General features: G+C 72.7%; 24 protein-coding genes. 12 read left to right on the forward strand and 12 right to left on the reverse strand.

Going from position 1 to position 24,135, the window contains the following annotated elements; genetic code table 11:
• The first annotated feature begins 30 nt into the window (after positions 1-30).
• On the forward strand, positions 31-1,722 hold the full coding sequence (locus DEJ51_RS33440) for an FAD-dependent monooxygenase (protein WP_150261354.1): 1,692 nt from the start codon (positions 31-33) through the stop codon (positions 1,720-1,722).
• An 80-nt stretch (positions 1,723-1,802) separates the two neighbouring features.
• On the opposite strand, the gene DEJ51_RS33445 is transcribed toward DEJ51_RS33440, so the two are convergent.
• Positions 1,803-2,177: a DUF6204 family protein gene (locus DEJ51_RS33445; protein ID WP_150261355.1), complete on the reverse strand. Its 375-nt coding sequence runs from the start codon at positions 2,175-2,177 to the stop codon at positions 1,803-1,805.
• Positions 2,178-2,400: 223 nt separating this feature from the next.
• On the opposite strand from DEJ51_RS33445, the gene DEJ51_RS33450 reads away from it, so the two are divergent.
• Entirely contained in the window at positions 2,401-3,678 is a 1,278-nt protein-coding gene (locus DEJ51_RS33450; RefSeq protein ID WP_150261356.1) for a VWA domain-containing protein, read from the forward strand.
• Positions 3,678-4,490: a hypothetical protein gene (locus DEJ51_RS33455; protein ID WP_150261357.1), complete on the forward strand. Its 813-nt coding sequence runs from the start codon at positions 3,678-3,680 to the stop codon at positions 4,488-4,490. Before DEJ51_RS33450 ends, DEJ51_RS33455 begins: the two co-directional genes overlap by 1 nt.
• A gap of 85 nt (positions 4,491-4,575) precedes the next feature.
• Here DEJ51_RS33455 and DEJ51_RS35450 read toward each other — a convergent pair whose 3' ends face one another.
• A complete protein-coding gene (locus tag DEJ51_RS35450) occupies positions 4,576-7,131 on the reverse strand; it encodes a serine hydrolase (protein WP_223836096.1) in 2,556 nt (851 codons plus the stop codon).
• Between the two features lie 217 nt (positions 7,132-7,348).
• Between DEJ51_RS35450 and DEJ51_RS33465 the strand changes: the two genes are divergently transcribed.
• On the forward strand, positions 7,349-8,011 hold the full coding sequence (locus DEJ51_RS33465; protein WP_150261358.1) for a lysophospholipid acyltransferase family protein: 663 nt from the start codon (positions 7,349-7,351) through the stop codon (positions 8,009-8,011).
• 69 nt (positions 8,012-8,080) lie between these two features.
• Complete coding sequence (locus DEJ51_RS33470) at positions 8,081-8,320, forward strand: hypothetical protein (protein WP_150261359.1); 240 nt, start codon at positions 8,081-8,083, stop codon at positions 8,318-8,320.
• Positions 8,321-8,516: 196 nt separating this feature from the next.
• Here DEJ51_RS33470 and DEJ51_RS34805 read toward each other — a convergent pair whose 3' ends face one another.
• The 4 genes from DEJ51_RS34805 to DEJ51_RS33495 all read right to left on the reverse strand — a co-directional run bounded on the left by DEJ51_RS34805 (position 8,517) and on the right by DEJ51_RS33495 (position 11,220).
• Positions 8,517-9,242, reverse strand: coding sequence for a hypothetical protein (locus tag DEJ51_RS34805; RefSeq protein WP_190620833.1), 726 nt, complete (start codon positions 9,240-9,242; stop codon positions 8,517-8,519).
• Positions 9,243-9,359: 117 nt separating this feature from the next.
• A complete protein-coding gene (locus tag DEJ51_RS33485) occupies positions 9,360-10,229 on the reverse strand; it encodes a PhzF family phenazine biosynthesis protein (protein ID WP_150261362.1) in 870 nt (289 codons plus the stop codon).
• A gap of 103 nt (positions 10,230-10,332) precedes the next feature.
• The gene (locus DEJ51_RS33490; protein ID WP_150261363.1) at positions 10,333-10,686 is read right to left on the reverse strand and encodes a VOC family protein; all 354 of its coding nucleotides are present in this window, start codon (positions 10,684-10,686) and stop codon (positions 10,333-10,335) included.
• 102 nt (positions 10,687-10,788) lie between these two features.
• Positions 10,789-11,220, reverse strand: coding sequence for a GNAT family N-acetyltransferase (locus DEJ51_RS33495; RefSeq protein WP_150261364.1), 432 nt, complete (start codon positions 11,218-11,220; stop codon positions 10,789-10,791).
• Between the two features lie 221 nt (positions 11,221-11,441).
• Here DEJ51_RS33495 and DEJ51_RS33500 point away from each other — a divergent pair, with 221 nt between their 5' ends.
• Positions 11,442-11,669: a hypothetical protein gene (locus tag DEJ51_RS33500; protein WP_411757369.1), complete on the forward strand. Its 228-nt coding sequence runs from the start codon at positions 11,442-11,444 to the stop codon at positions 11,667-11,669.
• Between the two features lie 79 nt (positions 11,670-11,748).
• Positions 11,749-11,937 (forward strand): hypothetical protein, encoded by a 189-nt coding sequence (locus DEJ51_RS33505; RefSeq protein WP_150261365.1) that lies wholly within the window; start codon positions 11,749-11,751, stop codon positions 11,935-11,937.
• Between the two features lie 68 nt (positions 11,938-12,005).
• Here DEJ51_RS33505 and DEJ51_RS33510 read toward each other — a convergent pair whose 3' ends face one another.
• Positions 12,006-13,469, reverse strand: a complete 1,464-nt coding sequence (locus DEJ51_RS33510) for an AMP-binding protein (RefSeq protein WP_190620835.1) — start codon at positions 13,467-13,469, stop codon at positions 12,006-12,008.
• A gap of 88 nt (positions 13,470-13,557) precedes the next feature.
• On the opposite strand from DEJ51_RS33510, the gene DEJ51_RS33515 reads away from it, so the two are divergent.
• The 3 genes from DEJ51_RS33515 (at position 13,558) to DEJ51_RS33525 (ending at position 16,422) form a co-directional block, all read left to right on the forward strand.
• Positions 13,558-14,304 (forward strand): class I SAM-dependent methyltransferase, encoded by a 747-nt coding sequence (locus tag DEJ51_RS33515; protein WP_150261367.1) that lies wholly within the window; start codon positions 13,558-13,560, stop codon positions 14,302-14,304.
• Positions 14,305-14,397: 93 nt separating this feature from the next.
• A complete protein-coding gene (locus DEJ51_RS33520; protein WP_150261368.1) occupies positions 14,398-14,811 on the forward strand; it encodes a rodlin in 414 nt (137 codons plus the stop codon).
• A gap of 321 nt (positions 14,812-15,132) precedes the next feature.
• Complete coding sequence (locus DEJ51_RS33525) at positions 15,133-16,422, forward strand: tryptophan 2,3-dioxygenase family protein (protein WP_150261369.1); 1,290 nt, start codon at positions 15,133-15,135, stop codon at positions 16,420-16,422.
• Between the two features lie 7 nt (positions 16,423-16,429).
• Here DEJ51_RS33525 and cynS read toward each other — a convergent pair whose 3' ends face one another.
• Positions 16,430-16,900, reverse strand: coding sequence for a cyanase (gene cynS, locus DEJ51_RS33530; protein ID WP_150261370.1), 471 nt, complete (start codon positions 16,898-16,900; stop codon positions 16,430-16,432).
• A gap of 55 nt (positions 16,901-16,955) precedes the next feature.
• A complete protein-coding gene (locus DEJ51_RS33535; RefSeq protein WP_223836097.1) occupies positions 16,956-17,570 on the reverse strand; it encodes a carbonic anhydrase in 615 nt (204 codons plus the stop codon).
• Positions 17,571-17,696: 126 nt separating this feature from the next.
• Between DEJ51_RS33535 and cynR the strand changes: the two genes are divergently transcribed.
• Positions 17,697-18,593, forward strand: coding sequence for a transcriptional regulator CynR (gene cynR / locus DEJ51_RS33540; RefSeq protein ID WP_150261372.1), 897 nt, complete (start codon positions 17,697-17,699; stop codon positions 18,591-18,593).
• Positions 18,594-18,696: 103 nt separating this feature from the next.
• On the opposite strand, the gene DEJ51_RS33545 is transcribed toward cynR, so the two are convergent.
• Together DEJ51_RS33545 and DEJ51_RS33550 are read right to left on the reverse strand one after the other, a co-directional pair.
• Entirely contained in the window at positions 18,697-19,347 is a 651-nt protein-coding gene (locus DEJ51_RS33545) for a DUF4360 domain-containing protein (protein WP_150261373.1), read from the reverse strand.
• Positions 19,348-19,651: 304 nt separating this feature from the next.
• The gene (locus DEJ51_RS33550) at positions 19,652-20,056 is read right to left on the reverse strand and encodes a PleD family two-component system response regulator (protein WP_150261374.1); all 405 of its coding nucleotides are present in this window, start codon (positions 20,054-20,056) and stop codon (positions 19,652-19,654) included.
• An 81-nt stretch (positions 20,057-20,137) separates the two neighbouring features.
• Between DEJ51_RS33550 and DEJ51_RS33555 the strand changes: the two genes are divergently transcribed.
• Positions 20,138-20,416, forward strand: a complete 279-nt coding sequence (locus DEJ51_RS33555; RefSeq protein ID WP_150261375.1) for a hypothetical protein — start codon at positions 20,138-20,140, stop codon at positions 20,414-20,416.
• Positions 20,417-20,559: 143 nt separating this feature from the next.
• Here the strand turns inward: DEJ51_RS33555 and DEJ51_RS33560 are convergent, their stop codons facing one another.
• Complete coding sequence (locus DEJ51_RS33560; protein WP_150262304.1) at positions 20,560-24,033, reverse strand: M28 family peptidase; 3,474 nt, start codon at positions 24,031-24,033, stop codon at positions 20,560-20,562.
• Positions 24,034-24,135: the final 102 nt, after the last annotated feature.

The following is a 24,135-nucleotide window of genomic DNA, read 5'->3' on the forward strand; positions in this document are numbered from 1 at the left end:
TCCACGGGGGCCGCACGCCAGGAGGCGCCAGTGACGCACGCCTACGCAACGGACGTACTGGTCGCCGGCGCGGGCCCGGTGGGCCTGACCGCCGCCGCGGAGCTCCGCAGACGGGGTGTCACGTGCCGGATCGTCGACCGGCTGCCGGCCCGGCTGCCGTTCGCGAAGGCCGTGGGCATCCAGCCGCGTACGTTCGAGGTGTGGGACCGCATGGGGCTGGCCCGCACTGCCCTGGAGGCGGCCGTTCCGCTGCGGGGCCAGTTTCTCTACGTCGACGGGGTCGAGCAGCCCCGTATCGACCTCTCCGTGCCGCCCGAAGTCCCGTACGAGTTCGCGGCCCTGCCCCAGTACGAGACCGAGCGCATCCTGGACGAGTTCCTGGGCCGCTTCGGAACGGCCGTCGAACGGGGCACCGAACTCGTGTCGTTCACCCAGGACGACGACGGGGTGACCTGCCGGCTGCGGGCCGCCTCCGGGCCGGAGGAAGAGGTACGGACCCGCTTCCTCGTGGGCTGCGACGGCGCCCACAGCATCGTCCGCAAGGGACTCGGCCTCGGCTTCGAGGGCGGCGCCTTCGCCGAGGAGTACATGCTCGCCGACGTACGCGTCGACTGGGACCTGCCGCCCGGCTACACCCTGCGCTCCATGCACCTGGGCGATGACGGGGCGGTCGACGACGTGCTGGTCTGCATCCCCCTGCCCGGCCGTGGCCGGTACCGCATGTCGATGAGGGTGCCGCCCGAACTCTCCACCGCAGGACGGGACGGGGCCGCCGCCGACGGCATCACCCACGGCCTGCAGAGCGGCCGCGGCCCCGTGCTGGCCGACATCCAGACCGTTCTCGACCGGCTCTCGCCGAAGCCCACCACCGCCTTCGACATGCGCTGGACCTCGGTGTTCCGGATCAGCCACCGCATCGTGGACCGCTACGGCGACGGCCGGGTCTTCGTCGCCGGGGACGCGGCCCACATCCACCCGCCGACCGGCGCCCAGGGCATGAACACCGGGATCCAGGACGCCTGGAACCTGGCCTGGAAACTCGCCCTGGCCTGCGCGGGCGCGGCCCACCCCGGCCTGCTCGCCGGCTACGACGCCGAGCGCCGGCCCGTCGGCGAGGAAGTCGTCGGCCGCACCGTCCGGCACGCCGTCGAAGGCATGGAGAACGACCCCGACGACCCGCAGACGCTGATGATGCGCGAGGCCCAGCTCCTCGTCGGCTACCGGGGAAGCCCGTCCGTGGACCCGGCCGGCGAAGGCCCCGGTCCCCGGCCCGGCGACCGGGCTCCCGACTGCGCGGGCCTCACCGGGCCCATCGCCGGCTACCCGCTGCGCCTGTACGACGTCCTGCGCGAGCGGGACCACGTACTGCTGCTCCACGGGGCCGCGTTCGGGCCCGGGTCCGACATCGGAACGGGCCTCGACGAACTCGTCCGGACGGCCCGGGAGTCCTCGGGCGGCCGCATGGAGGTCTGCCTGGTCCTCGCGGCGGCAGCGGAAGCGGACGCCGACGCGAAGGCCGTCATCGAAGCCGACGGGACGACACTGCCGGTCTACGCCGACACCCGGGGCGAGTTCGCCCGCCTCTACGCGGCCGCGGAACCCACGGCCTTCGTGATCCGCCCGGACGGATACCTCGGCGCCCGGATCCCGCTCTCCCCGACCGCCCCGCGGCAGCTCGCCGCCCACCTCGACAAGGTCTTCGCCGCGAGCGCGCCGAACTGACCCGTCGGGGCCGCACCGGTCGGTCAGGGCCGCACCGGTCGGTCATGGCCCCATTGATCCGTCAGGGCCGCACCCGTCCGTCAGGCCTGGGCACCGGCGCCGGACCGGGCGGCCTCCCGGCGCTGCCGCTTGCCCAGCGGGGCCAGCGACATGTCCTGGGCCTGCGACCTCAGCTGCTTGAAGCCGTACCCGCGCTCGCCCAGCCAGCTCTCCGCCGCCAGCTCCGCCCTGGCCGTGGCGTCGAGGATGTCCTCCTCCGCCTCACCCGTGTCCACGAAACGGAACGTGAAGAAGGGCCGGGCCGCGAGGTCGTACGACAGATGCCCCTCGGCGGTGAACTCCGCGCGCAGCATGTCGTGCTCGGGAGCCGCGGCCAGCAGCTCGGCCCTCTGGGCGTCGGTCAGACCGTCGAACGAGCCGCGGACGGTGATACGGAAGGTACGGGTAGCGCTCATCCCAGCAGCCTAGGTCGGATGCTCCGTCCCATGCACCCGGATATCCGCCGGTCCGCCCGGCTCGGCCACCTCACGGACCGCCGCGGACCGCCACGGACCGCCACGGACCGCCGCGGACCGCCGCGGAGCGCCGCGGAGCGCCGCGTACACCGCCCGGACACCCCGAAAGCCCCGGCCGGAAGCCCGTTTTGGATTGCCGGACGATCCTCAATACGATCCGGCGATGATCACAAGAAAACGGCTTGCGGTCGGGGCGTGCGGCCTGCTCGCCGCCCTGGCCGTCGGGCTCTTCCCGGCGAGCGCCACCGCCGCCGACGAACCGACGGCGAAGGAACCCCCCAAGGTCGACCTCGTGCTCGACGTGAGCGGCTCCATGCGGGCCGCCGACATCGACGGACAGACCCGCATGGCAGCGGCCAAGCAGGCCTTCAACGAGGTCATCGACGCGGTCCCGGCCGAGGTGCGCCTCGGCATACGCACCCTCGGGGCCAACTACCCCGGGGACGACCGGGCCCTCGGCTGCAAGGACACCAAGCAGCTCTACGCGGTCGGCCCCCTCGACCGGACCGAGGCGAAGACCGCCGTGGCGACCCTGGCCCCCACCGGCTGGACGCCGATCGGACCGGCCCTGCTCGGCGCGGCCCAGGACCTGGAGGGCGGCAACGGCTCCAAGCGGATCGTGCTCATCACGGACGGCGAGGACACCTGCGCCCCGCTGGACCCGTGCGAGGTGGCGCGCGACATCGCCGCCAAGGGCATCCACCTCGTCATCGACACCCTCGGCCTCGTCCCGGACGCCAAGACCCGGGCCCAGCTGACCTGCATCGCCGAGGCCACCGGCGGTACCTACACCTCGGTGCAGCACAAGGCGGACCTCTCCAACAGGGTGAAACAACTCGTCGACCGGGCCGCGGACCCGGTCGTCAACCCGGTGGCGACCGAGGGCACCAAGCAGTGCGAGGGCGCCCCGCAGCTGAAGGCCGGCCTCTACAGCGACCGCGAGAGCTTCGGGGAACACCGCTGGTACCGGGTCGACGTCCTCCCGGGACAGGAACTGCGCGCCTCCGTCAGCATCGGCGCCGACCGCGCGGTCAACAACGACTACGGTGTCCTGCTGCGCGCCACCACCGTCCACGGGCGCGAGATCGTGCGCGGCTCGGAGGCGGGCGACGGACGCACCGACGTCCTCTCCACCGGCCTGCGCTATCCGAAGGCAGAGATCGACGGCCTGGACTCGGACGCCAAGCCCGTGCCGGAGACCGTCTGCCTCCAGGTCAGCAACTCCTTCTCCGCTCCCGCCTCCGTCAAGACGACCCCCGGCATGCCCGTCGAGCTGACCATCGACGTGGTGGACGGACCCGACGAGGCCTCCGACGTCGCCGCGTTCGGCCTCGGGCGCGGCTGGTGGCTGCTGGCCGTGCTGGCGCTCGCCGGGCTGCTCGCCGGTCTGGTGTGGGGATGGATCTCCCGCTGGCGCATCTCCGTCTGGAGGACCAACTGATGCGTAGAGTAGGCACACTGACCGCGTCCCTGCTGGCCACGGTCGCCGCCCTCACCGTGGCGGGTACGGCCGTGGGCACGGCCGCCGCGGACACGCCCTCACCGAGCGCCAGCGCCAGCGCGAGTCCGGGCGGGGCCAAGGCCGAATCTGCTCCGACCGAGGCCGGCACCAGTTTCCGTACCGCGGCGGCGTTCCGCCCGGGCCAGAAGGCCACGGCCGGCGCCTCCAGCGGCGACTACCTCTACTGGGTGGTGCCGATCGACGCGCAGCAGCGCGCCACGGTGAAGGCCGCCGTCACCCTGCCCGAGCCGGCGGCCCGGCACGGCGCCTCGACCTGGCGGCTCGACGTGTACGACGGACTGCGCCGCCGGCAGGCCTGCACCTACGGCACGCAGACCGCGTCCGCGGCGAAGGAAGCCGCGGCGGTCGAACTGTCCTGCACCCTGCGCACCGTACGCGCGGGCGCCGAGCCGTGGGCCAACGATCCGCTGCCGGGCAGCTACTACATCCGTCTGACGGTCGTGGACCTGCCGGACGAGGACAAGGGCCTTCCGGTGCGCGCGGCCGTCGAGGCCGAGGTGAAGGAGACGGGCGGCGTCAGCGCGGTGGACGGCGCGCTCTCCACCCCGCTGGTCGCCGGCACCGTGACCGCGACCCTGCGCGAGCCGGAGGACGGCTGGGCCGGGGGCTGGTGGTCGGACCGCTGGATCTGGACCGCGGCGGGCGGCGTGCTCGCCGCCCTCGCGGGCGTCTTCGGGTACAGCCTCACCCGGGGCTCCGGGCGCCCGTCCAGGGTCCCGCCCACCGCCTGAGGAACGGGGAGGCCGCGGCCCCGGGCCACGGCCTCCCCACCTCGTCCCGGCCGGCCCGACGGGTCGCGCCGCTCTCCTCGTCCGGTCAGCGGCCGCGGGTGAGCCGCGTGCCGAAGTCGGGCTCGGCCAAAGCCCCCTTGACCGCGACGGGCACGTTCTTCGCACTCTCCCCACTGCCGACCGTGAGGACGGCCACTTCCGTACCGGCCTTCGCGGTGTGCGGCAGCGGTCCGGCGCCGGCCGGTACGGTGAGGGACAGTTTCAGCTGCTGGCCCGGCACGCCGATCACGTTCAGGTCCTTGGTGGCCACCAGCGGGGTACGCCCGCCGAGCCCGTCGTCCAGATGGCCGACGACATCGCCCTTGCGGACGACCGGGGCCGAGGCGAGAGCGTTCCGTACGGCCTCGATGATCTTCTTGCTGTTCGCCAGCACCAGCTTCAGGCTGTCGGCGCCGTCCTCGTCCGGCCCGTCCGCATGCTGATCCATCAGCGTGCCGAGGATCAGCGGCGTCTCGTCACCGATCGTCCTGTACGCCGCCCACATCAGGGTTCCGCCGGCGGGGGTGCTCGAACCGGTCTTGATACCCCGGATGCTGAGGCCCTGGCTGTTGAGCAGGATGTTGTTGTTCTCGAGCCGCTCGGGCAGCCCCTTGATGGTGGCGTTCGGCAGCGCGACGATCGTGCGGAACACCTCGTCCTTCATGACGGCTTCGGCGAGCTTGAGCTGATCGGCGGCGGTGCTGACGGTGGCCGAGTCCAGACCGCTGGGGTCCGTGTACGTGGTGCTGTCCATGCCGAGTTCCTTGGCGGCGGCGTTCATCTTCGCCACGAACGCGGCCTCGGAGTCGGTGCCGGAGTCCCAACGGGCCAGCAGACGGCCGATGTTGTTCCCCGACGGGATCATGAGCATCTTGAGCATGTCCTGCTGGCTGAACTTCTGCCCGACGGTCAGGCTCCGGATACGGGACTCGTGTTCCGAGCCGCCGTCCGCCACGGCCTTCGCGTCGACCGTGATGTCCGGACCCGGGTCGCTCTTGCGCAGCGGGTGGCTCTTGAGGATCACGTAGGCCGTCATCACCTTGGCGACACTGGCCGTCGGGACGGGCTTCTGCTCGCCGAAGGTGCCGAGGTCACCGGAGCCGGAGACGCGGACGGCGCCCTGGCCCTTGGCAGGCCAGGGGATGGAGAACTGCCCGTCGATGGCGCGGTCGGTGTCGGCCGCGACCAGCTGCGGGGTGGGGAGCGGGCGCAGCAGCTGGGCGCCGACGCCCGCGCCCACGAGGAGGAGCAGGATCGGCGTCCATATCTTGACGCGGCGCACCGCGGTCCGGCGCGGGGTCTCCGGCGGGGCAGGGGTGTTGGTGAGCTCGGCCAGCAGATCGAGCGGAGGCAGCGGCGCGGCGGGGGCCGGCCCGGCGAGCCTGTCTTCGGTGGGCTGCGGCTGGGCCCGCGGGGCGACGGGCGCGGGCAGGTCGACGTCCTTGAGCGCGACGAACTGGCTCGTCCGCTCGGGGTCCGGCTCGGCCTTCCGGGCCCAGGAGGGTGCCGTCCGCGGGGCGTCCGGCTCGGCGGGCTCCGCCTTGGGCACGGCGATGAGCATCGTCTGGTCGGACGGGTCTTCGACCGCGGTCCCGGCCCGATCCTTCGGCCCGGATCCACCGCCGGGACGGTCGCCGTCGCCGTCGTCGATGTCCGCGTCGGCTGCCACCGCCGCCGCGCCGGGGCGATCCGTGACCCCGCGCCCGGCCTCCCCTTCCGGCTCGGAGCCGGCCTCTCCCTCGGACCCGGCGTGGGCCTTGGGCGCGGCTTCGCCGTCGGTTCCGGCCTCGGGCCCGGTTTCCCCGTCGGTTCCGGCCTCGGGCTCGGCTGCGCCCGGGTGCTCGGCGTCGGGCTCGGCTTCGCTGTCGGGTGCGGTGTCCGTCGTGGACCGGGTGCCGCCCGGCTGCTCGGTGTGGGCCTTGTCCTCGGGGTCCGGCTGGCGGGGGAGTTCGGCGTCGGCCTCGGGCCCGGTTTCCCCGTCGGTTCCGGCCTCGGCCTCGGGCTCGGCTTCGCTGTCGGGTGCGGTGTCCGTCGTGGACCGGGTGCCGCCCGGCTGCTTGGTGTTGGCCTTGTCCTCGGGGTCCGGCTGGCGGGGGAGTTCGACGTCGTCCTCGGGCCCGGTTTCCTTGTCGGTTCCGGCCTCGGCCTCGGCTGCGCCGGGGTGCTCGGCCTTGGGCTCGGCTTCGCTGTCGGGTGCGGTGTCCGTCGTGGACCGGGTGTCGCCCGGCTGCTTGGTGTGGGCCTTGTCCTCGGGGTCCGGCCGGTGGGGGAGTTCGGCGTCGTCCTCGGGCCCGGTTTCCTTGTCGGTTCCGGCCTCGGGCCTGGCCTCGGGCTCGGCTGCGCCGGGCAGCCCGCCGTCGGGCTCGGCTTCGCCGTCGGGGGTGGCTTCCGTCGCGGAGCGGCCTTCGCCGGGGAGTTCGGAGTCGGCCTCGGGCGCGGCCTCGCCCGGGAGTTCGGGCCCCGCCTCGGCGGCAGCCTCCGGCTCGCCCCCACCGTCGGCACCGTCCTCGGCCGTCGTCTTGGGCTCGCCCTCCAGGACCGTGGTTTCCGCCTCCGTCTCCGGGTCGTCCGAGGAACCGCCCGCCACCGTTACCGCCTTCATCCCAGCCCCGCCTTGCTGCTCACATCATGCCGATACGACCGGCGAGGCCCCGCGGGGCCTCGCCGCACTGCCAGATGTCCCCGGTACCCCGCTCGTTCCCTCCGCTGGATCTTGTGACCGTTCGGTCATATTCGCTGAGTACGCCTACTCATGCCCCGCCCGCCCCGCCGCCCGACCATGGGTCACATCGCACCGCACCATCCGAACGGGGTCGTCCATGCTCAGCCGAATCGCCGCCGCCCTCGTGCCCGCTTTCGGGCGGCTGACCGTCACCGCCGACCCCGGGCACCGCCCCGCCTCCGGCGCCATCCTCGTCGCCAACCACACCTCCCTCGCCGACCCTGCCGTCGTGGTCGCCGCGCTGCGCCGGTACGGGATCGAGCCGGTCATCCTGGCCACCAGTGGCCTCTGGCGGGTCCCCCTGCTCGGCTCCGTGCTCCGCCGGGAAGGCCATATCGCCGTCCACCGCGGCACGGCCCGCGCGGCCGATTCCCTCGACGCCGCGGCCGTCGCCCTGGCCTCGGGCCGCAGCGTGCTGCTCTACGGCGAAGGCAGGCTGCCCGTGCGCCGCGACGCGGGCGAGACGCCGCCCGGCCCCTTCCGCAGCGGCCTGGCCCGGCTGGCCGCCGCGACGGGCGCACCGGTCGTGCCCGTCGGCCAGGCAGGCGCCCGCCGCCTCTGCTCCGGGAGCGGCGCCAAGCAGCTCGCCGGCGTGTTCACCGCCCCGCTGCGCAGGCCCTGCTTCCACGTCCACATCGGCTCGCCGCTGCACCTGCCCGACGGGGTGCCCGAGGCCACGGACCGGGCCCGGCAAGCGGTCACGGCCGCCTGGCAGACCGCGGCGTCCGCCCTCGGGGAGACGGGCCGGGACGCGGCCTGAGGAAGCCGATCGGCCGCTCGGACCGTGTCGCCGAGCCCGTCACCGGCCACGGCATGCGACCGTCTCCGCATGACCGAAGGCTCGACACCACACATCTCCTCGGCGCGGATCACCGTACGAGGCGTGCAACCCGGAAACCCGCCCTTCCGCATCGTGGAAGTCGACGGCGAGTTCGTCGGCAGGGCGACGTCGATGACGGACGTGCTCCTGATCGCCGCGGAGGCGGGCATCACGATCCACGACCTCGACGACCTGGAGGTGGTCCACTGGGTCAACGGCGGCAAGTTCGCCTGGACGATCCCCAATTAGGCCATCTCTTTCGGATCCTGTCGGCCGAGCGCGCGGCGCCCGGTGCCGTGCCCGGCGTCGAAGGCCCGGCAGGATCCGGAAGAGACGGCCTGGTGCAGTGACCGGCGAACCCGCCCCGGCCGGGCCTGCGGAGCCCGGCCGGGGCGCTCCGCGCCTCGCAGGACCGGTCACCGTGCCCCGGCATCGGGTACGGCACTCAGCGGGTGCTGTGTCCGAGGACCACATGGGCCGCTACCTCGCCGTCGGCGTCCGTGTCGATGAAGGACACCACCACCGGGCTGCTGCCAGTGGGACCGCCCGCCGTGGCGCGCAGCCGGTAGCGCTCGGTGCGGACGGCCTCGCGGGCGAGCGGGCTGCCACCCGAGAACAGGGCCGGCGGCTTGGCGTCGTTGGCGATGCGGAAGTCGGCCGGGCGCCAGCCGCCCGAGGCCCCGTCGAAACGCTCCAGGAGGAATCCCGGCCCGCTGCCCGCCCCGGCGCCGCCTTCGCCGACCAGCATCTCCATCTGGAAGGCGACCAGCACGTGCCGGTACTCGGCGGAGTTGCCGTTGCGCAGGGTGACGGTGAACTCCTGCGGGGCGCCGCCCCGGACGAGGGCGAGCCGACCGTCCCGGGTGTCGACCGTCGCCGTGAGCCGGGTCTGGGCCGGGGGAGGAGGCACGGGCCGGCTCACGGCCGGGGGCGGGGTCGGGGATGCCGAGGACGCCGGCGGCGTGGCGGCGGCGGTCGACGGCGAGGCGGAAGCGGACACCGCGGCGGCCGCCGAAACCGATGCCGACGCGGACGCCTCGGCGGACGCGGAAACCGATGCAGCCGCCGGGGCCGTGCCGTGCTTCTCCCCGCACCCGGTGGCACCCGTCAGCAGGACGGCGGCCACGGCCGCCGCACCCAGTGCGTTGCGGGGGCCTCGGGAAACTGGCATGGGATCGGTCCTCCAGGGGTCGGCTTCGGCAGGAAGCTAGCAAGGCGGCGCCCTTGCCGACGAGGTCGATCACGCTTCGAGGCGGCGACGGTTCGGTCACGGTCGCCCCGGGCCGGCTCAGACGAGGAGCGTGGCCTCCAGGACGGTGACCGCTCGGCCGGTGAGGTGCACCCGGTCCCCGTGGAGAGCGACCTTGACCTGACCGGGGCGTCCGGAGACCTGGAGGCCGGTGAGGGAACCGGCGCGCCCCAGCCGCGCCGCCCAGTAAGGGGCCAGCGCGGTGTGGGCGCTGCCGGTGACCGGGTCCTCGGGGATGCCCCGCGCGGGTGCGAAGAACCGGGAGACGAAGTCGTACCCGGACGCCGCCGGGTCGGCTGCCGCGGTGACGATGACCCCGCGCGCCTCCTCGCGCACGGACAGGGCCGCGATCGCCGCGAGGTCGGGCCGCAGGGACCGTACGGCGGCCTCGTCGGCCAGTACGGCGAGCAGATCGCCCAGGGCACCCGTACGGAAGGTGGCCTCGGGCCGGACGCCCAGGGCGTCCGCGAGACCCGCGGGTACCGGAACCTCCGTTCCGGGGGCGGCCGGGAAGTCCAGGGTGATCTCGCCGTCATCCCCCGCCGAACCGTCCTCCCCGGCGCCCTCGGCCGCCTCAGCCCACGCGGTGAGCGGACCGCTGAACCGGCTGAGGAACCGTACGGGCCCGCCGGTCAGCAGCCCCTCCCGGCGCAGGGTGTGCACCGTGGCCAATGTGGCATGGCCGCACAGGTTGGCTTCGACGCGCGGGGTGAACCAGCGGATCTCCCAGTCGGCCCCGGCCCCGGCCGGGAGCGGCAGGGCGAAAGCGGTCTCGGGATGGTTCAGTTCGGCGGCGAGGTGCCCCAGCCACGCGTCGTCCGGCCAGGGGCCGGCCGGGAGCAGGCACACACCGGCGGGGTTTCCGGTGAAGGGGCGGCTGGTGAAGGCGTCTACGACATGGATGCGCATCCGGCGAACGTAGCGAGGCCAATCGGCTTCCGGACAAGTCCAATTCCGGGAGAGTGGCCTGGAACCCCGGTCGAATGGGGTGTCCGTCGGCGTGACGGCGGGATCAGGCGGGCTGCCACAACTCGACCCGGTTGCCCGCAGGATCGGTTACCCAGCCGAAGCGGCCGACACCTTCCATGTCCTGCGTCTCCTCGTCGACGTCCGCGCCCTTGGCGCGCAGTTGCGCGAGCATCGCGTCCAGGTCGCGGACCCGGAAGTTGAGCATGGTCTGCTGGGCCCGGGAGCCGAAGTAGTCGGTACCGGACTCGAACGCCGCGAACACCGTCGGGCCTGCGCCCTGCTGCCACAGGCCGTGCTCGTCGGCGTCCAGGCCCAGGCAGTCGCGGTACCACGCGCCCAGGGCCGCCGGGTCGGCTGCCCGGATGAAGTACCCGCCGATGCCAAGCACACGTTCCATGCCGTCATGTTGCCAGGGCGGCGACCGGAGCGGGAGGCACCACACCCACACCGGGCACCACACCCGCGTGCGGCGTCCACGCCTGGCTCGCGGGTGAACGCGTCAGCCGATCGGCTTCGCGAAACCGAAGGTGGTCACGGCCATCCGCTCGCGGAAGTAGAAGCGGTGCGCGTCGGTCCGCTGGGTGCCGGATTCCAGCGTGAGCGCGGTACAGCCGGCGGCCCGCGCATGCTGCTCCAGGTGGGCGAGCAGCTCGCGGCCCACGCCGCTGGAACGGCTGGCGGCGGCGGTGACCAGGTCGTCGACGTAGAGCGAGCGGACCGCCGCGGTGTTGACGACGATCCGCCAGCCGGCCGCTCCCACGCACCGGCCGTCCGCGTCGTAGGCGGCGGTGAAGCGGAGCCCCTGCCCGTGGGCCTCCGCGACGATGGCGAGGAACAGCTCCTCGGTCAGGTGGGGACGCAGTTCGAGCAGCACGGGGAGCAGGTCGGCGGTGAGCCGGGGATCGCCGGGCTCAAGATCGATGATCATCATGCGACGAGCCTACTGGGCCGTACGGGGCAACCCCTGGCCGAAGGGGAGGGACGGCTCCGACGTCCCCTGTGAAAGGCTCCCGATCCGGTTCCGGAGCTGCCGCACAGCACAGAAGGAGTGGCACCCCATGAAGTACATGCTGATGGTGCTCGGGAAGCAGTCCGACTACGACGCCATGGGCGGCGCCGCGAACAGCGACGGCCCTGGGCCATGCGGTCGCCGTGGCCATGGTGCACGGGCCGCGACGGGCGCTGGCCCTGCTCGCCGAACTGGACGGGGACGAGCGCCTGGCCGGCCACCACCGTCTCGAAGCCGTACGGGCCCACCTGCTGGAGAGGGCGGGCGAGCGGGCGGCGGCGCGGGCCGCCTACGCGAAGGCGGCCGGCCTCACACTGAGCGTTCCGGAGCGCCGGTACCTCAGCTTCCGGGCCGCCCGGCTCGCGGAGTGAGGGGGGTGGAGCCCGCTCCGGGCGTCCGCATGACGGACACCGTCCACCGTTGTCAGAGGCGACGCCTATTCTTGATCACGTGAGCCCGACCTCCGACGACCACGCCGTCCCCGAACGCGAACGTTCCCTCGCCGAGATCAACGCCGACATCCGCTGCCTCTTCGCACGCGCCGAAGGCCGGCTCTCCGACGCGGAGCGGATCCGCCACGCCGTGCTGCTCGGTGAATGGGCCTCGGCGATACGCGCGTCGGTGGTCCCGGCCGCGTAGCGGTCCCGGCCGCCCCGCCCCGCCCGGCACGCTTCTGACGCCGCCGCCCGCCCCCCCCGCCCGGCGCACTATTGCGGCCGGGCCGCGGCCCGCGCCGCCCGTTCCCGCAGCCGGCGCTTGTCCGGCTTGCCCCGCGCCGTCAGCGGGACCGCCCGTTCCCAGAACACCGCTGTGGGCCGGTGCGCCGGGGCCAGCTCCTTCTCCACCAGGTCGCAGGCCTCGGTGGCGAGCCCGGGCGCGGGACCGTACCCCGCCGCCGGTACCAGGAAGGCGCACACCTCCTCGCCCGTGAGGTCGCTGTGCCGCCCCACCACCACGGCCTGGGCGACCGCGGGATGCCGGGTCAGCGCGGCCTCGACGGGCAGGCAGTACACGTTGTCCCCGTGGACCATCACCACGTCGTCGATCCGGTCGTCCAGGTACAAGTAGCCGTCCGCCCCGAAGTGCCCGAGGTCCCCCGTCCGCAGCCATCCGTCCCGCAGCACCCCGGCCGTGAGTTCCGGCCGGCCCCAGTACCCGGTCATCATCGCCCCCGACCGCACCCACACCTCGCCGGTGCGGCCGGCCGCCACCGCCGTGCCCCGCCCGTCGCGCACCTCCACCGCCACCCCCGCGACGGGCCGCCCCACCGACGCCAGCAGCTCCGGCCGCCCGCCCACCGCCGCCTCGTGATCGGCGGGGGAGAGCCGGCAGATCACCGCCGCCTCGTTGGTGCCGTAACCCTGCCGCCACCGGCCGCCCCAGCGGGTCACCGCCTCGCGCAGCCGCTCGGGGTGGACGGGCGAGTCGCCGTAGGAGACCGCCTCCAGCCCCGGTACACCGCGGGCGGTCGCCGGGTCGTCCAGCAGCCGGTACACCATCGAGGTCGTCAGGTACGTGGCCACCGGTCCGAGGCGCCGGCACGCCGCCGCGAACTCCGCGGGCGTGAACGGTTCGAGGATCTCCACCCGGCCTCCGGCCCGCCACTGCTCCAGGCACCGTCCGCCCGACCGCTGCGCCAGCGAGGTCACCGACAGGTACACCGACTCCGCCCAGCCCGCCGGCCGTACGGTGTTCCGCGCCGCCATCGCGCCGAAGGTGCAGGCCACCCCCTTCGGCCGCCCCGTGGTCCCGCCCGTGTACGTCACCCGGGCCACGTCGTCCTCCCGAGCCCGCACCGGCACCTCGCCCGGCCCGCGCGCGGCGGCCCGGCGGAGCAGCTCGGCCAGGCCGAGCCGGGGCGCCCCGGTCTCGGGTACCGGGAGATCGTGCACGACCAGGTCCGGCCTGCAGTCCCGCAGGACGAATTCGAGCGCGTACAGGGCGGGTCCGGCGAGCACCTGGGTCAGCCGGGCACCCAGCAGGTGCGCGGCGATCCGTACCAGCAGCACCTCCGGCCGGTTCGCACCCGTGACGCAGGCCAGTCCCGAGCCGCGCCCGATCCCCGCCCCGGCGAGCACACCGGCCAGCCGGCAGGCCCCTTCGAGCACCTCCTCGAACCCGAGGACGGCCGGGCCGGCGCCGAGCGCGGGTTGCCCGGCACATCGCTCCAACGCCCCTACCAGCGACGTGACATACCGTGCGGCCACCATGGGGGACTGCCTCTCCGCGCCGCTCCGGGACACCGGCATCATGGACGCCATGACGAACGAATCCCGTGCTCGTTCCTTCAGCTCCGCGGCCGCACGCTACGCCGCCCATCGCCCCGCGTACCCGCCCGAGCTCTTCGACACGCTGGCCGAGATGGCCGGTTTTCCACTGGCCGGAGCACGGGTCGCCGACGTCGGAGCGGGAACGGGGATCGCCACCGCCCTGCTGGAGGCCCGCGGGGCCCTGGTGGTCGGTGTGGAACCGGGCGAGGGCATGGCGCAGGAGTTCCGGCGCCGCAACCCCGGCACCCCGCTGGTCCGCGCGGACGGCAACCGGCTGCCGCTGGCCTCGGGCTGCCTGGACCTGCTGACGTACGCGCAGTCCTGGCACTGGACGGACCCGGCGCACGCCGTCCCCGAAGCCCTGCGCGTGCTGCGGCCCGGCGGGGCCCTGGCGGTGTGGCAGAACGACCCGGACACCGGCGTCGACTGGATCGCCGATCAGCAGAACCGGATCGAGGAGCGGTTCGGCCCGGGCTGGTACATCAACGAGCGCGCCCTCTCCGAGGAGGGGCTGCGCTTCACCGACCGCCGGATGACATGGTCGCGCCGCGTCCCGGTCGACACGCATCTGGCCAAGCTGTCCACCCACTCCCTGTTCCTCATCGGCGAGCCCGGCACGGAAGCCTTCCTGGAGGACGAACGCGCCCTCCTGATGGACCGGTTCCCGGACGGATGGGTGGAGGAACGCTACGTCGCCGAGCTGAGCGTGGCCGTCCGGGGGGACGAGGCGAGGTAGGGGCCGTTCGGGTGAAGCGCCGCAACCTGTCCCGTCCCCGGCCGTTGATCAAGGTGCTTATCACCGTGCACTCGTGCGACAGAAGGACCACTGATGATCAAGAAGTTCATGGCCACCGCCGCCGCCACCGCGTCGATCGTCGGCGTGGGTGCGGCCATGGCCGCCCCGGCCATGGCCATCGGCAACGACAACGGGGTCAACACCGTCCAGGGCAACGGCGCCGCGCAGATCTACGGCAACCAGGAGACCCGTGGTGACATGAGCCCGCAGCTCGGCGCCATCCAGGGCACCCTGAACAAGCCCTGCATCGGCCTGCCCGTCAAGGTCAACGCGCAGTCCCTGCTCGCGGTCCTCGCCAACGTCGGTGTCCAGGACGTCAACGTCCTGTCCAACCCGCAGAACCAGCAGTGCACCGAGAACTCCACCCAGGCCAAGGGCGACGAGCCGCTCTCGCACATCCTGGACAACATCCCGGTCCTGTCGGGCAACGTCTCGGCCGGCAGCTGACGCACTCCCCTTGTGCGAGCCGGGGCCTCCGACGCCTGCGCGAGTGCCCACGGGGCCCCGGCTTGTTCCACCCGGATCCACGCTTCCCCGGATCCGTCTCCTCCACCGGCGCGCGGTGGCCGACAGGCCGCCAGGGTGGGCACCGAACGTACTCCGCAGAGCCTCCTGCCCGACCGGGCCGGAGGCTCTGTGCGTGTCGCTGTGCCCTTGTCAAGCCACGAACGTTCGAGACATGACGGGCGGTGTCCCGTTCATGCCCACTTGAATCTCCTGCCTCACCCGGACGGCGTGAGGCCCACGAGGTCCAGGAGGCGAGTGGCGATGAATCCGGAACGTGCAGGGGCGGACCGCTGGGCGGCCATCGGGCCCACGCCCGCAGACGACGGGGAATGGGACGGAATCCACCTGGCCCGTGCCGTCACCCAGGAGGTCCGGCGGACCGGGAAGCACTTCCTGCCGCAGCCCCTCCTGCACCGGCTCAGCGAGATCCACGACGACCACGCCGCGCACGGTCGGCGGCCCCATCTCCAGGCGTTCCTGGACTGCATGCTCGACAAGCACGAAGGGCGCCACCGCAACCGGACCTACCTGTCCCTGCCGCTGCTGGAGCTCCTTCTGGACGCGACGGACGACGCGCCCGACCCGGACGGCATGGCCACGCTCCTCATAGCCGACGTCATACGCTTCGAGATCCGGTCCGGGACCCCGGCAGGGGAGGCAGGGGAGGCGGGGGAGACACGGCAAGCACGGGAGACCGTGGACCGGGATCCGCCGGACCCGGTGACCCTGCGCAAGCGCCTCCGCCACGCGCTGAGGTTCGTGGCGCACGACCTGGCGGTCCCGGACGCCGAGGAGCTGATCTCGCGGGCCGCCCCCATGCCGTGGTCCACCTGGGAAGACATCGCCTCGCTCCTTCCCCGGCCCACTTCCGCCGAGGCCGCCCACTGGTTCGACGTGACGGTTCAGCCGGTGTACGTGCTGCACGACGAGTACTTCTTCATCCGGACCCTCCAGGCCCACGAGATGATCTTCACGGCGATCGCGGCGGACGTGCGGGAGGCGGTCGGGGCGCTGCGCGCCGGCCGGCTCGACGCGGCGGCCGGCCATGTCGACCGGGCGGCCGGTCTCTTCGACCGGGCTTCGGCGTTGTTCCGGATGGTGGCCACGATGCGCCCCGGGCACTTCTCCGCGTTCCGGCAGTTCACCCAGGGCGCCAGCGCCATCCAGTCCGAACAGTACAAGCGCTTCGAGATCCTGTGCGGCCTCCCGACCGCCCCGCGACTGGGGTCGGACGCCTTCACCCAGGTCCCCGCCGTACGGGCCGAGGCGGAGGCCGACGCCCATGACACGGTGGTCCGGGCCTACCTCGACCTGCGCCGCTCGGCGCGCCTAGACGAGGCCGGGTGGAACCGCTTGCGCACCGCGCTCGGCGGGCTGGAGGCGCGGCACCAGCGCTGGAAGTCCACCCACCACGGCCTTGCCGCGCGCATGCTCGGCGGTGCGCGCGGATCGGGCTACACCGCGGGCGTGCCCTACCTGGCGGAATGCCTGGACAACCGGCTCTTCTGGCAGCTCGGCGGGCGGCACGGCGCTTGCGGTGAAGGCGTCTGAAGACCTCTCAGAAGGGGCGTGTCGGAAGGTACTTGCCGTCGAGCGTGATGACGGCGCGCTCACCGCCCTCGGGATCGGCGACCTTCCGGACGTCCAGCCGGAAGTTGATCGCGCTGATGATGCCGTCCCCGAACTGCTCGTGGACCAGCGCCTTGAGCGTCGTCCCGTAGACCTGCAGCATCTCGTAGAAGCGGTAGATCGTCGGATCGGTCGGGATGCCGCCGGGGATCGAACCGCGGGTCGGGATCGTCTGGAGGAGCCGCACCGCGTCCTCGTCCAGGTCCAGCAGACCGGCGACCGCCTTCGCGGCGGACTCGGGCAGGGCGTGCTGGCCCAGCAGGGCGGCGGTGACGAAGGCGACCGACAGGCCGGCCGCGTCGGCGAGCTGCTGCCAGGAGAGGTCCTTGCGGGTCTTGGCGTCGACGGCGGTGACGGCCAGGGTCTGGCGGGCGGTGGGGTCGAACTGGGCGTGAGGCATCGGGAACTCCTTCGGGAAGGGGGACGAGGGGAAGGCGGCAGTGGGGTGGGACGGGTCAGCCGGCCGCGGCGGGGCCGACGTCCGTGACACCGCCGGAGCGGATGTCGTAGACCCAGCCGTGCAGCGTGAGGGTGCCCGCGGTCAGGGCGCGGGCGACCGAGGGGTGGGTGGCCAGGTTGGCGAGTTGCGCGCGTACGTTCTCGCGGACCAGGGCGGACAGCCGGCCGGGACCGGCCACCTCCGCCGTGCGGGCCACCGAGGCGTCCGCGTGCCGCAGCCACCCCGCGACGGAGGCGGCAGCACTCAGGTCGGTGCCCTCGGCCAGGGCGGTCATCGCCCCGCAGGCGGAGTGCCCGCAGACGACGATGCCGGTGACACGGAGGACGGCGACGGCGTACTCGATGCTGGCCGCCACCCCGTCCGCACCCGGTGCGTGGGCGGGGACGAGGTTCCCGGCGGTGCGGACGACGAACAGCTCGCCCGGCTCGCTCTGGGTGATCAGTTCCGGCACCACGCGGGCGTCGGAACACCCGATGAACAGGGTCGTCGGCCGGTGCACCTCGGCCAGCCGGGCGAAAAGGTCCGCCTTGGCCGGAAACACCTCGTGCTGGAAGCGGGCGACGCCGTCCGCGAGACCGCTCGGGGCGGGCGAAGGATGCGCGGTGGGCATGGTCACTCCCTCTCGTGGGATGCGCCCCGTGCGGGGCTTGACGAGTTCCACCATGCATGAGCTGCATCTATTGTGTCCAAGACGCAATATCCATCACTGTCATTGCTGTCATCTATAGTCGGTTCCATGGCTCTGGAACTGCGTCACCTGCGCTACTTGATCGCCGTCGCCGAACACGGCAGCTTCACCCGGGCCGCCGAAGAGCTGCGGATCTCCCAGCCCACCCTGTCGCAGCAGGTGAAGCAGCTCGAACGGACCGTCGGCGTGCAGCTGCTCGACCGGACCGGGCGCACCGTGCGGCTCACCGACGCCGGCGCGACCTACGTCCACCACGCCCGCGGCGCCCTGCGGGAGCTGGCCGCGGCCGAGCGCGCCGTCCTGGACCTGGCCGACCTCTCGCGCGGCCACCTGCGCCTCGCGCTGACCCCCACCTTCACCGCGTACCTCGTGGGCCCGCTCGTCGCCGGGCTCCACACGGCGCACCCCGGCATCACCCTGGAGGTCCGGGAAATGCCCCAGGACCGGATCGAAGCCGGGCTGCTGGCCGACGAGTACGACCTCGGTCTCGCCTTCGAAGGGCCGTACCCGCCCGGGATCGCGGCGACCCCGCTGTTCACGGAAACCCTGGGCCTGGTCGCCGCCGCCGGCGCGGATCCGGGGCCGCTGCCCGTGGGAGACCTGGCGACGCGCCGACTGGCGCTGCTCAGCGGGGACTTCGCGACCCGCGTGCACGTCGACGCCTACCTCGCCGCCCACGGCGTACGGCCGGACATCGCGGTCGAGGCCAACTCCGTGCAGGCCCTCACCGAAATCGTCCGGCGCACCACGCTGGCCACCGTCCTGCCCGACGCCGTCACCCACGACCACCCGTACCTGCGCCCCGTACCGCTCGACCCCGCCCTGCCGTCCCGGACGGTCACCCTGCTGCGCCGGGAGAACGCGTACGAGAGCGCGGCGGCCCGCGCTTTCACGGAGCTCACCGCCCGCCTGGTCCGGGAACGCGGTTACCCCACCTGTCCGTGACGGATTCGGGGGAGTAGGGGCCAGGGACCCGTCACGAACGCCCCCGTCACGAACGCCCCCGCCGCGCGCGCACGCGCAGCGGGGACGGCCGAAAGCGGGCCGGTCACTTACCGGGGCACTCCTTCCAGGCCAGGTGGTAGATGGTGTTGATGCTGCCGTCGGTGGAGTCCATCGTCATGTAGCTGGTCGACGAGGGGGACGAGGTGCCTCTGGTCACCCGCAGTTCGGTGTTGATGTTGAAGTTGCGCTGCACCCCGCACGGCGCCCAGACCAGTTGGGCCCAGTCGGTCACGTCGGTGGCCTGCCAGTTGTCCTCCTGCGGACCGCTGAAGTTGTGGGTGCGCGCGGCGGTGTCCGGTGATCCCTGGAAGTAGTACGAGGCCTTCTCGGTGGCCTTGGCGCCCGGCGCGAGCGAGGCGTAGCCGCGGTAGTCGGCGCTGGCGATCGCGTAGGTGAAGCCGTGGGGCACGTGCACGATCAGGCTGAGCTGGCAGTTCTTGCGTGCCGCGGTGGGCGGGGCGCCGCCGCCGACCTGGGCGAGGTACTGGCTGTAGGTCACGGTGAAGGCGGTGTTGTCCTGGGACACCGCGACCTCCGCGGTGTCCTTGGGGCACCCGGATCCGTTGACCGTGGCGACCTCGATCACGATGCGGTCGGGCGGCGGGTTCACGATCGTGGAGGGGGTGGCCTGCGTGGGCAGGGTGGCGGTGAGCAGGGCGCCGATCGCGCCGCTCACGAGGAATCCACCGGACATGTTTCTCCGATCCACTGCTTCGGTACCGGGCGGCGCGCAGGCGGGGGTGCCTGTCGGCCGGTGGGTGGGGGGTGCGGCCGGCCAGAGCGGGGCCGGGTCGTCACAGACCGGTGTGCAGGGTGGGACGGGGCAGGCCCAGGAAGGGGAATCCGGGCATGTCCCTGACAACTCCCGGCCGGGGAAGACCGGGTGCCCGAATCGTAGGAACCCCGGGCGGCCCGGACCAGGGCGATGTCCGGCCAATCGCGCCGCCCGGCCGGGACCGGCCGGATCCGGACGACCGGCCGGAGGCCGAAGAGCGGAATCAGGCCGCGGCCGGCCGGGCCAGCCGCTCGACGCGGGCCACGAACTCCGCGGGATGGAACGGCTTCGCGAGACAGTCGCTCACACCCGCCTCCAGCGCCCGCACCGTGCACTCCGGCTCCGCGGGCGGCAGCGCGAGGATCGGCACCCGCCCGTGCTCGGGGTGCCGGCGGATCTCCTCGAAGAGCGCCACCTCGTCCAGACCCGGCCCGGTCCGCTCGCAGATCACCAGGTCGACCGGCCCGGCGCTGCCCAGCAGCGAGACGGTGTCCACCCCGGTGCCCCCGTCCACCACGGTGAACCCCCGCGCCACCAGGAGGCGCTCCAGCAGGCCCTTGAGGGTGGTCTCCCTCGCCACGAGGAGGATCCTGCTCGGGGTGGCGCCGTTCATGTCGTTCCTCTTCATCCGCGTGTGGGTCCCGCAGAGCCTACGAGGCGGGGCGTGTGCACACCCGGTCCGGGGCGCCCCATCCGGTAGTTTCGGTCCATGAGCACAGAGCCGCAGAGCTTTGACATCCTCCTGGTGCCCGAGCACATCGAGAACCTGCGGGGCGAGTCCGCCGCGGACAGGGCCCTGCGGGTGGCCACGGTGGAGGCGACCGGAGAGACGGGCGCCTCGGGCTATCCCCACTACCGGGGGGAGGGCGTGGAGGCCGACATCGACCCCGGCACGCGCACGGTCGAAGCCCTGCTGGTCGACGGCGCCGAGCTGGACTACGGGCTGGTCGCCATGATCGCCCCAGAGCGGGGCCGCGACAAGCGCTGACGGAGCGTCCGGGGCGGGCGCGGGATCCGGCCCGGCCGCGAGCCCCCGACCCGCCGCTCGTCCACGAACGGGACGGCTCCGGCCCGGCCCCCGTGGTGCGGGGGCCGGGCCGGGCTTGTCGCGGTCGGTCGCTCAGGCGGGCGTCAGCTCACCTGGAGGGTGACGTCGTCCACGACGAAGGAGGTCTGCAGGGACTGGTCCTCCGTGCCGTTGAACTTCAGGGTGACGGTCTGGCCGGCGAACGGCGAGAGGTCGTAGGACTTCTCCACGTAACCGGAGTTCGCGTCCAGGTTGGAGAGGGTCTCCAGGGTCTGGCCGGCCACCGAGACGGTGAACCGGTCGTAGACGACGTTCTCGTCCTCGTCCGTGTCGATGTGGAGGAAGAAGCCGAGCCGGTACGTGGAGCAGCCCGACGGGATGGTCAGCGTCTGCGCGGCGCTGTCCGTGTGGGTGGACCCGTACCCGGCCAGCCATGCCTTGTAGCTGCCGCTGTGCGGGGTCTGGCCGGACTGGTTGGTGATGACGCCGGCGGTCGCGCTCCACGGGCTGGAGCCGTTCTCGAAGCCGCCGTTGGTGACGAGCTGGCGCGGTGTGCAGGTGCCGCCACCGGTGACCGTGAGGGTGTAGGTGGTGGTGTGGCTGACGGTGCCGGATCCGGTGATGGTCAGGGTGTAGGAACCGGGCGCCGTGCTCGCGCCGACCTGGACGGACAGCGCCGAGGAGCTGCCGGACTGGACGGACGCCGGGCTGAGCGTCGCGGTGACACCGGCGGGCGCGCCGGAGACGGACAGTGCGACGGTCTGGGCGGCGCCGCTCACCGTGGCGGTGTTGACCGTGGCGGACACGGAACCGCCGGGAGCCGTGCTGCCCGCGGACGGGCTGACGGAGACGGAGAAGTCCTGCGCGGGGGTCTCACCGCCGACCGCTTGCTTCCAGACGGCGTAGGCGACCCCGTCGGCGCTGCGGTTCAGCACCGTGGCGTTGATGTTGTTCGTGGTGTCGCAGGAGCTGTGGTAGCACGAGTCGTAGGCGGCGTTGGCCGTGCCGCCCCACTTCGTGGCCTGCGCCGAGGTCTTGCGGGCGCTGGCGCCGGCCGCGTAGCCGGAGGTGGGGATGCCGGCCTGCTGGAAGGAGTAGTCGTCGCTGCGGCCCTGGCCCTCGGTGTTCTCCTCGGGTGCCAGGTTCAGCGAGGTCCAGTACGCCTTCAGCGGAGCGGCGGTGGTGGAGTTGACGTTGTTGATGAAGTAGCCGCCGTTGGTGGAGCCGACCATGTCGAAGTTGTAGTAGCCCTTGATGGCGCTGCGCTGGGCGCTGCTCAGCTGGTTGACGTAGTACTCGGAGCCGTTGAGGCCCTGCTCCTCGTCGGTCCACCAGGCGAAGCGGACGTGCTTGGTCATCGTCGGGTTCTTCTGGGCGAGGACCAGGGCGTTCTCCAGCAGGGTCGCGGAGCCCGAGCCGTTGTCGTTGATGCCGGGGCCTGCCGAGACGCCGTCGAGGTGCGCGCCGAACATGACGGTCTGGTCGGCGGGGCCGCCGGGCCAGTCGGCGATCAGGTTGTTCGACGGGTAGGTGCAGGAGGTGCAGTTCTGCTCGGTGACGGTGTAACCGGCCGCCTGCAGCTTGCCCTTCACGTACGCCAGCGACTGGGTGTAGCCGGCGCTGCCCGCCCGGCGGTGGCCGCCGTTCTGGCTCGCGATGGTGTTGAACTGGGTCAGGTGCGCCTGCACGTTGGCGACGTTGATGTCCGGCGGGTCGTTGCCGGGCTGGGTGCCGCCCACGTTGAGCGCGTAGTCGACGGTGTGGGAGAGGCTCGCGCCCTGGCCCTTGACGACGACCGTGGACGCACCGGGAGCCGTGTTGGCGGTGGCGGTCAGGGTGAGCACCGAGGACTGGCCGGACTGCACGGTGGCCGGGTTGAAGGAGGCGCTCACGCCGGCCGGCAGGCCGGAGGCGGTCAGGGTCACCGACTGGGCGTTGCCCGTGGTGACCGTGGTGCCGACCGTCGTGGTGACGGAGGCGCCCTGCTGGACGGTCCCCGACGACGGGTTCAGCGACATCGAGAAGTCGTTGTTCTGACCGCTCGGGGTGCAGGTCGGATCGGCGGTCTGGGCGGGCACGCTGATGCCGTCCCAGGCGGCCTTGGTCTTGTTGAAGAGGTCACACGTGGCGTCCAGCGACTTGGCCGAACTCAGCGTCGCCGTCCGGTACTTCTTGTAGGACATGCTGCTGGTCTTGAGCAGCATGCCGCCGTAGAAGATCTTGCCGGCGTTCTGCACGCCCACACCGGTGAGCGAGGTGCCGTTGCAGGTGCTGCTGTTCGGCTTGCCGCCGCCCGGGCTGGTGCCCTCGGCCAGCAGGTAGAACCAGTGGTTCAGGGGGCCGGCCGCCGCGTGCACCTCGGTGCCGGGTATCGACGAGCTGTAGCAGGCCGGGTCGTTGTTGACCGCCGGCGGGTTGTACATGTTCCGGATCGGGCCCCGGCCCTGGAGGTTGATGACCTCGCCGACCGTGTAGTCCGGAGTGTCGTACGGCGCCGGCTCGCCCGCGAAGGCCTCGGTCAGCGCGCCGAAGATGTCGCCGGTGGCCTCGCCGAGCCCGGACTCCTGGCCGCTGGTGCCGCCCGGGGTGTTGGAGTCGATGGCGTGCCCGTACTCGTGGGCCACCACGTCGATCCCGGCGATCCACTCGTTGGCACTGTTGCGCCCGATGGTGACCGAGCTGCCGTCCCAGTAGGCGTTCAGGTCGCTCAGGCCCACCTTGGCGGGGAAGCTGCGGCCGTTGCCGCTGACGCCGTTGCGGCCCAGCCACTGGGAGAGCATGTCCCACTGCTTCTGCGCCGCGAACATCAGGTCGACGCAGCCGGTCTCCTTGCTCGTGGGGTTGCCGGTGCCCCAGGAGTCGGAGGATTTCGAGAAGACCGTGCCGGTGCTGTAGTCCGCGCAGCTCAGGCCGGTCCGGACCGGGTCGCGCAGCGTGTACGTGGATCCGGAGGCGGTGGTGTCGATGGTGACCGGGCCCGGCCCGTTCCACTTGCTGTTGCCGGTACCCGCGACGACCTCGTCGTAGCTGTCGACGAAGGCGCCCGTCCGCGCGTCCACGAAGACGTGCAGCTTGCTGGGCGCGGTCCTGGTCCGGCCGCTCAGTACGGTCTCCCACGCCAGCACCGGCTTGTCGTCCTTGAGGCGGACCACGAGCCGGCTGCTCTCGACCTTGTCGACCGAGACCAGCTTCGCCCGTGAGGTCGCCTCGGCGTCCTTCGCGGAGACCGACGCCCGGGTGGAGACGTCGATGCGCACGGAGGAGGCGGACTGGAGGGCGCGCACCTTGCCGGTGCCGTCCGCGAGCACGACCGCGTCGCCGCCGACGACCGGCAGGCCACGGTAACTGCGCTCGTACGACACCGAGTAGAGGTCCTTCACCCAGGGGGTGACGAGACGACGTTCGTACTGTTCCTGGGAGGAGTTGACCAGGGAGTCCAGACCGCTGTCGACGGCCTGGTCGGCGGCCGCGACCGCACGTGCGGCCGGTGTGTCCTTCGGGGACGGGGAGGGCTGCGCCTGCTGCGCCGCCGATGCCGTCCCGGCCAGAGCGCCGGCGAGGCTCGCGGTCAGCGCCATCGCTGCCACGGCCGCCGTCCATCTGCTGGGATGCAACGTCCACTCCGATCGTGGGGGGTCGGGGATGAGTGTCGTTCGCGGCCGAGTATGAGCGTGAACATG

This window comes from Streptomyces venezuelae, assembly GCF_008642275.1.
In the GTDB taxonomy this organism is placed as follows: Bacteria; Actinomycetota; Actinomycetes; order Streptomycetales; family Streptomycetaceae; genus Streptomyces; species Streptomyces venezuelae_E.

What these genes read in the sequence shown, in the direction of transcription:
- DEJ51_RS33545 (WP_150261373.1), bottom strand. Translation starts at nt 19,347, where the DNA reads ATGTCCGGTGGATTCCTCGTGAGCGGCGCGATCGGCGCCCTGCTCACC.
- DEJ51_RS33495 (WP_150261364.1), bottom strand. Translation starts at nt 11,220, where the DNA reads ATGATGATCATCGATCTTGAGCCCGGCGATCCCCGGCTCACCGCCGAC.
- DEJ51_RS33455 (WP_150261357.1), top strand. Translation starts at nt 3,678, where the DNA reads ATGCGTAGAGTAGGCACACTGACCGCGTCCCTGCTGGCCACGGTCGCC.
- cynR (WP_150261372.1), top strand. Translation starts at nt 17,697, where the DNA reads ATGGCTCTGGAACTGCGTCACCTGCGCTACTTGATCGCCGTCGCCGAA.
- DEJ51_RS33490 (WP_150261363.1), bottom strand. Translation starts at nt 10,686, where the DNA reads ATGGAACGTGTGCTTGGCATCGGCGGGTACTTCATCCGGGCAGCCGAC.
- DEJ51_RS33470 (WP_150261359.1), top strand. Translation starts at nt 8,081, where the DNA reads ATGACCGAAGGCTCGACACCACACATCTCCTCGGCGCGGATCACCGTA.
- DEJ51_RS35450 (WP_223836096.1), bottom strand. Translation starts at nt 7,131, where the DNA reads ATGAAGGCGGTAACGGTGGCGGGCGGTTCCTCGGACGACCCGGAGACG.
- DEJ51_RS33560 (WP_150262304.1), bottom strand. Translation starts at nt 24,033, where the DNA reads ATGGCGCTGACCGCGAGCCTCGCCGGCGCTCTGGCCGGGACGGCATCG.
- DEJ51_RS33445 (WP_150261355.1), bottom strand. Translation starts at nt 2,177, where the DNA reads ATGAGCGCTACCCGTACCTTCCGTATCACCGTCCGCGGCTCGTTCGAC.
- DEJ51_RS33485 (WP_150261362.1), bottom strand. Translation starts at nt 10,229, where the DNA reads ATGCGCATCCATGTCGTAGACGCCTTCACCAGCCGCCCCTTCACCGGA.
- DEJ51_RS33520 (WP_150261368.1), top strand. Translation starts at nt 14,398, where the DNA reads ATGATCAAGAAGTTCATGGCCACCGCCGCCGCCACCGCGTCGATCGTC.
- cynS (WP_150261370.1), bottom strand. Translation starts at nt 16,900, where the DNA reads ATGCCTCACGCCCAGTTCGACCCCACCGCCCGCCAGACCCTGGCCGTC.
- DEJ51_RS33515 (WP_150261367.1), top strand. Translation starts at nt 13,558, where the DNA reads ATGACGAACGAATCCCGTGCTCGTTCCTTCAGCTCCGCGGCCGCACGC.
- DEJ51_RS33525 (WP_150261369.1), top strand. Translation starts at nt 15,133, where the DNA reads ATGAATCCGGAACGTGCAGGGGCGGACCGCTGGGCGGCCATCGGGCCC.
- DEJ51_RS34805 (WP_190620833.1), bottom strand. Translation starts at nt 9,242, where the DNA reads ATGCCAGTTTCCCGAGGCCCCCGCAACGCACTGGGTGCGGCGGCCGTG.
- DEJ51_RS33555 (WP_150261375.1), top strand. Translation starts at nt 20,138, where the DNA reads ATGAGCACAGAGCCGCAGAGCTTTGACATCCTCCTGGTGCCCGAGCAC.
- DEJ51_RS33535 (WP_223836097.1), bottom strand. Translation starts at nt 17,570, where the DNA reads ATGCCCACCGCGCATCCTTCGCCCGCCCCGAGCGGTCTCGCGGACGGC.
- DEJ51_RS33550 (WP_150261374.1), bottom strand. Translation starts at nt 20,056, where the DNA reads ATGAAGAGGAACGACATGAACGGCGCCACCCCGAGCAGGATCCTCCTC.
- DEJ51_RS33465 (WP_150261358.1), top strand. Translation starts at nt 7,349, where the DNA reads ATGCTCAGCCGAATCGCCGCCGCCCTCGTGCCCGCTTTCGGGCGGCTG.
- DEJ51_RS33450 (WP_150261356.1), top strand. Translation starts at nt 2,401, where the DNA reads ATGATCACAAGAAAACGGCTTGCGGTCGGGGCGTGCGGCCTGCTCGCC.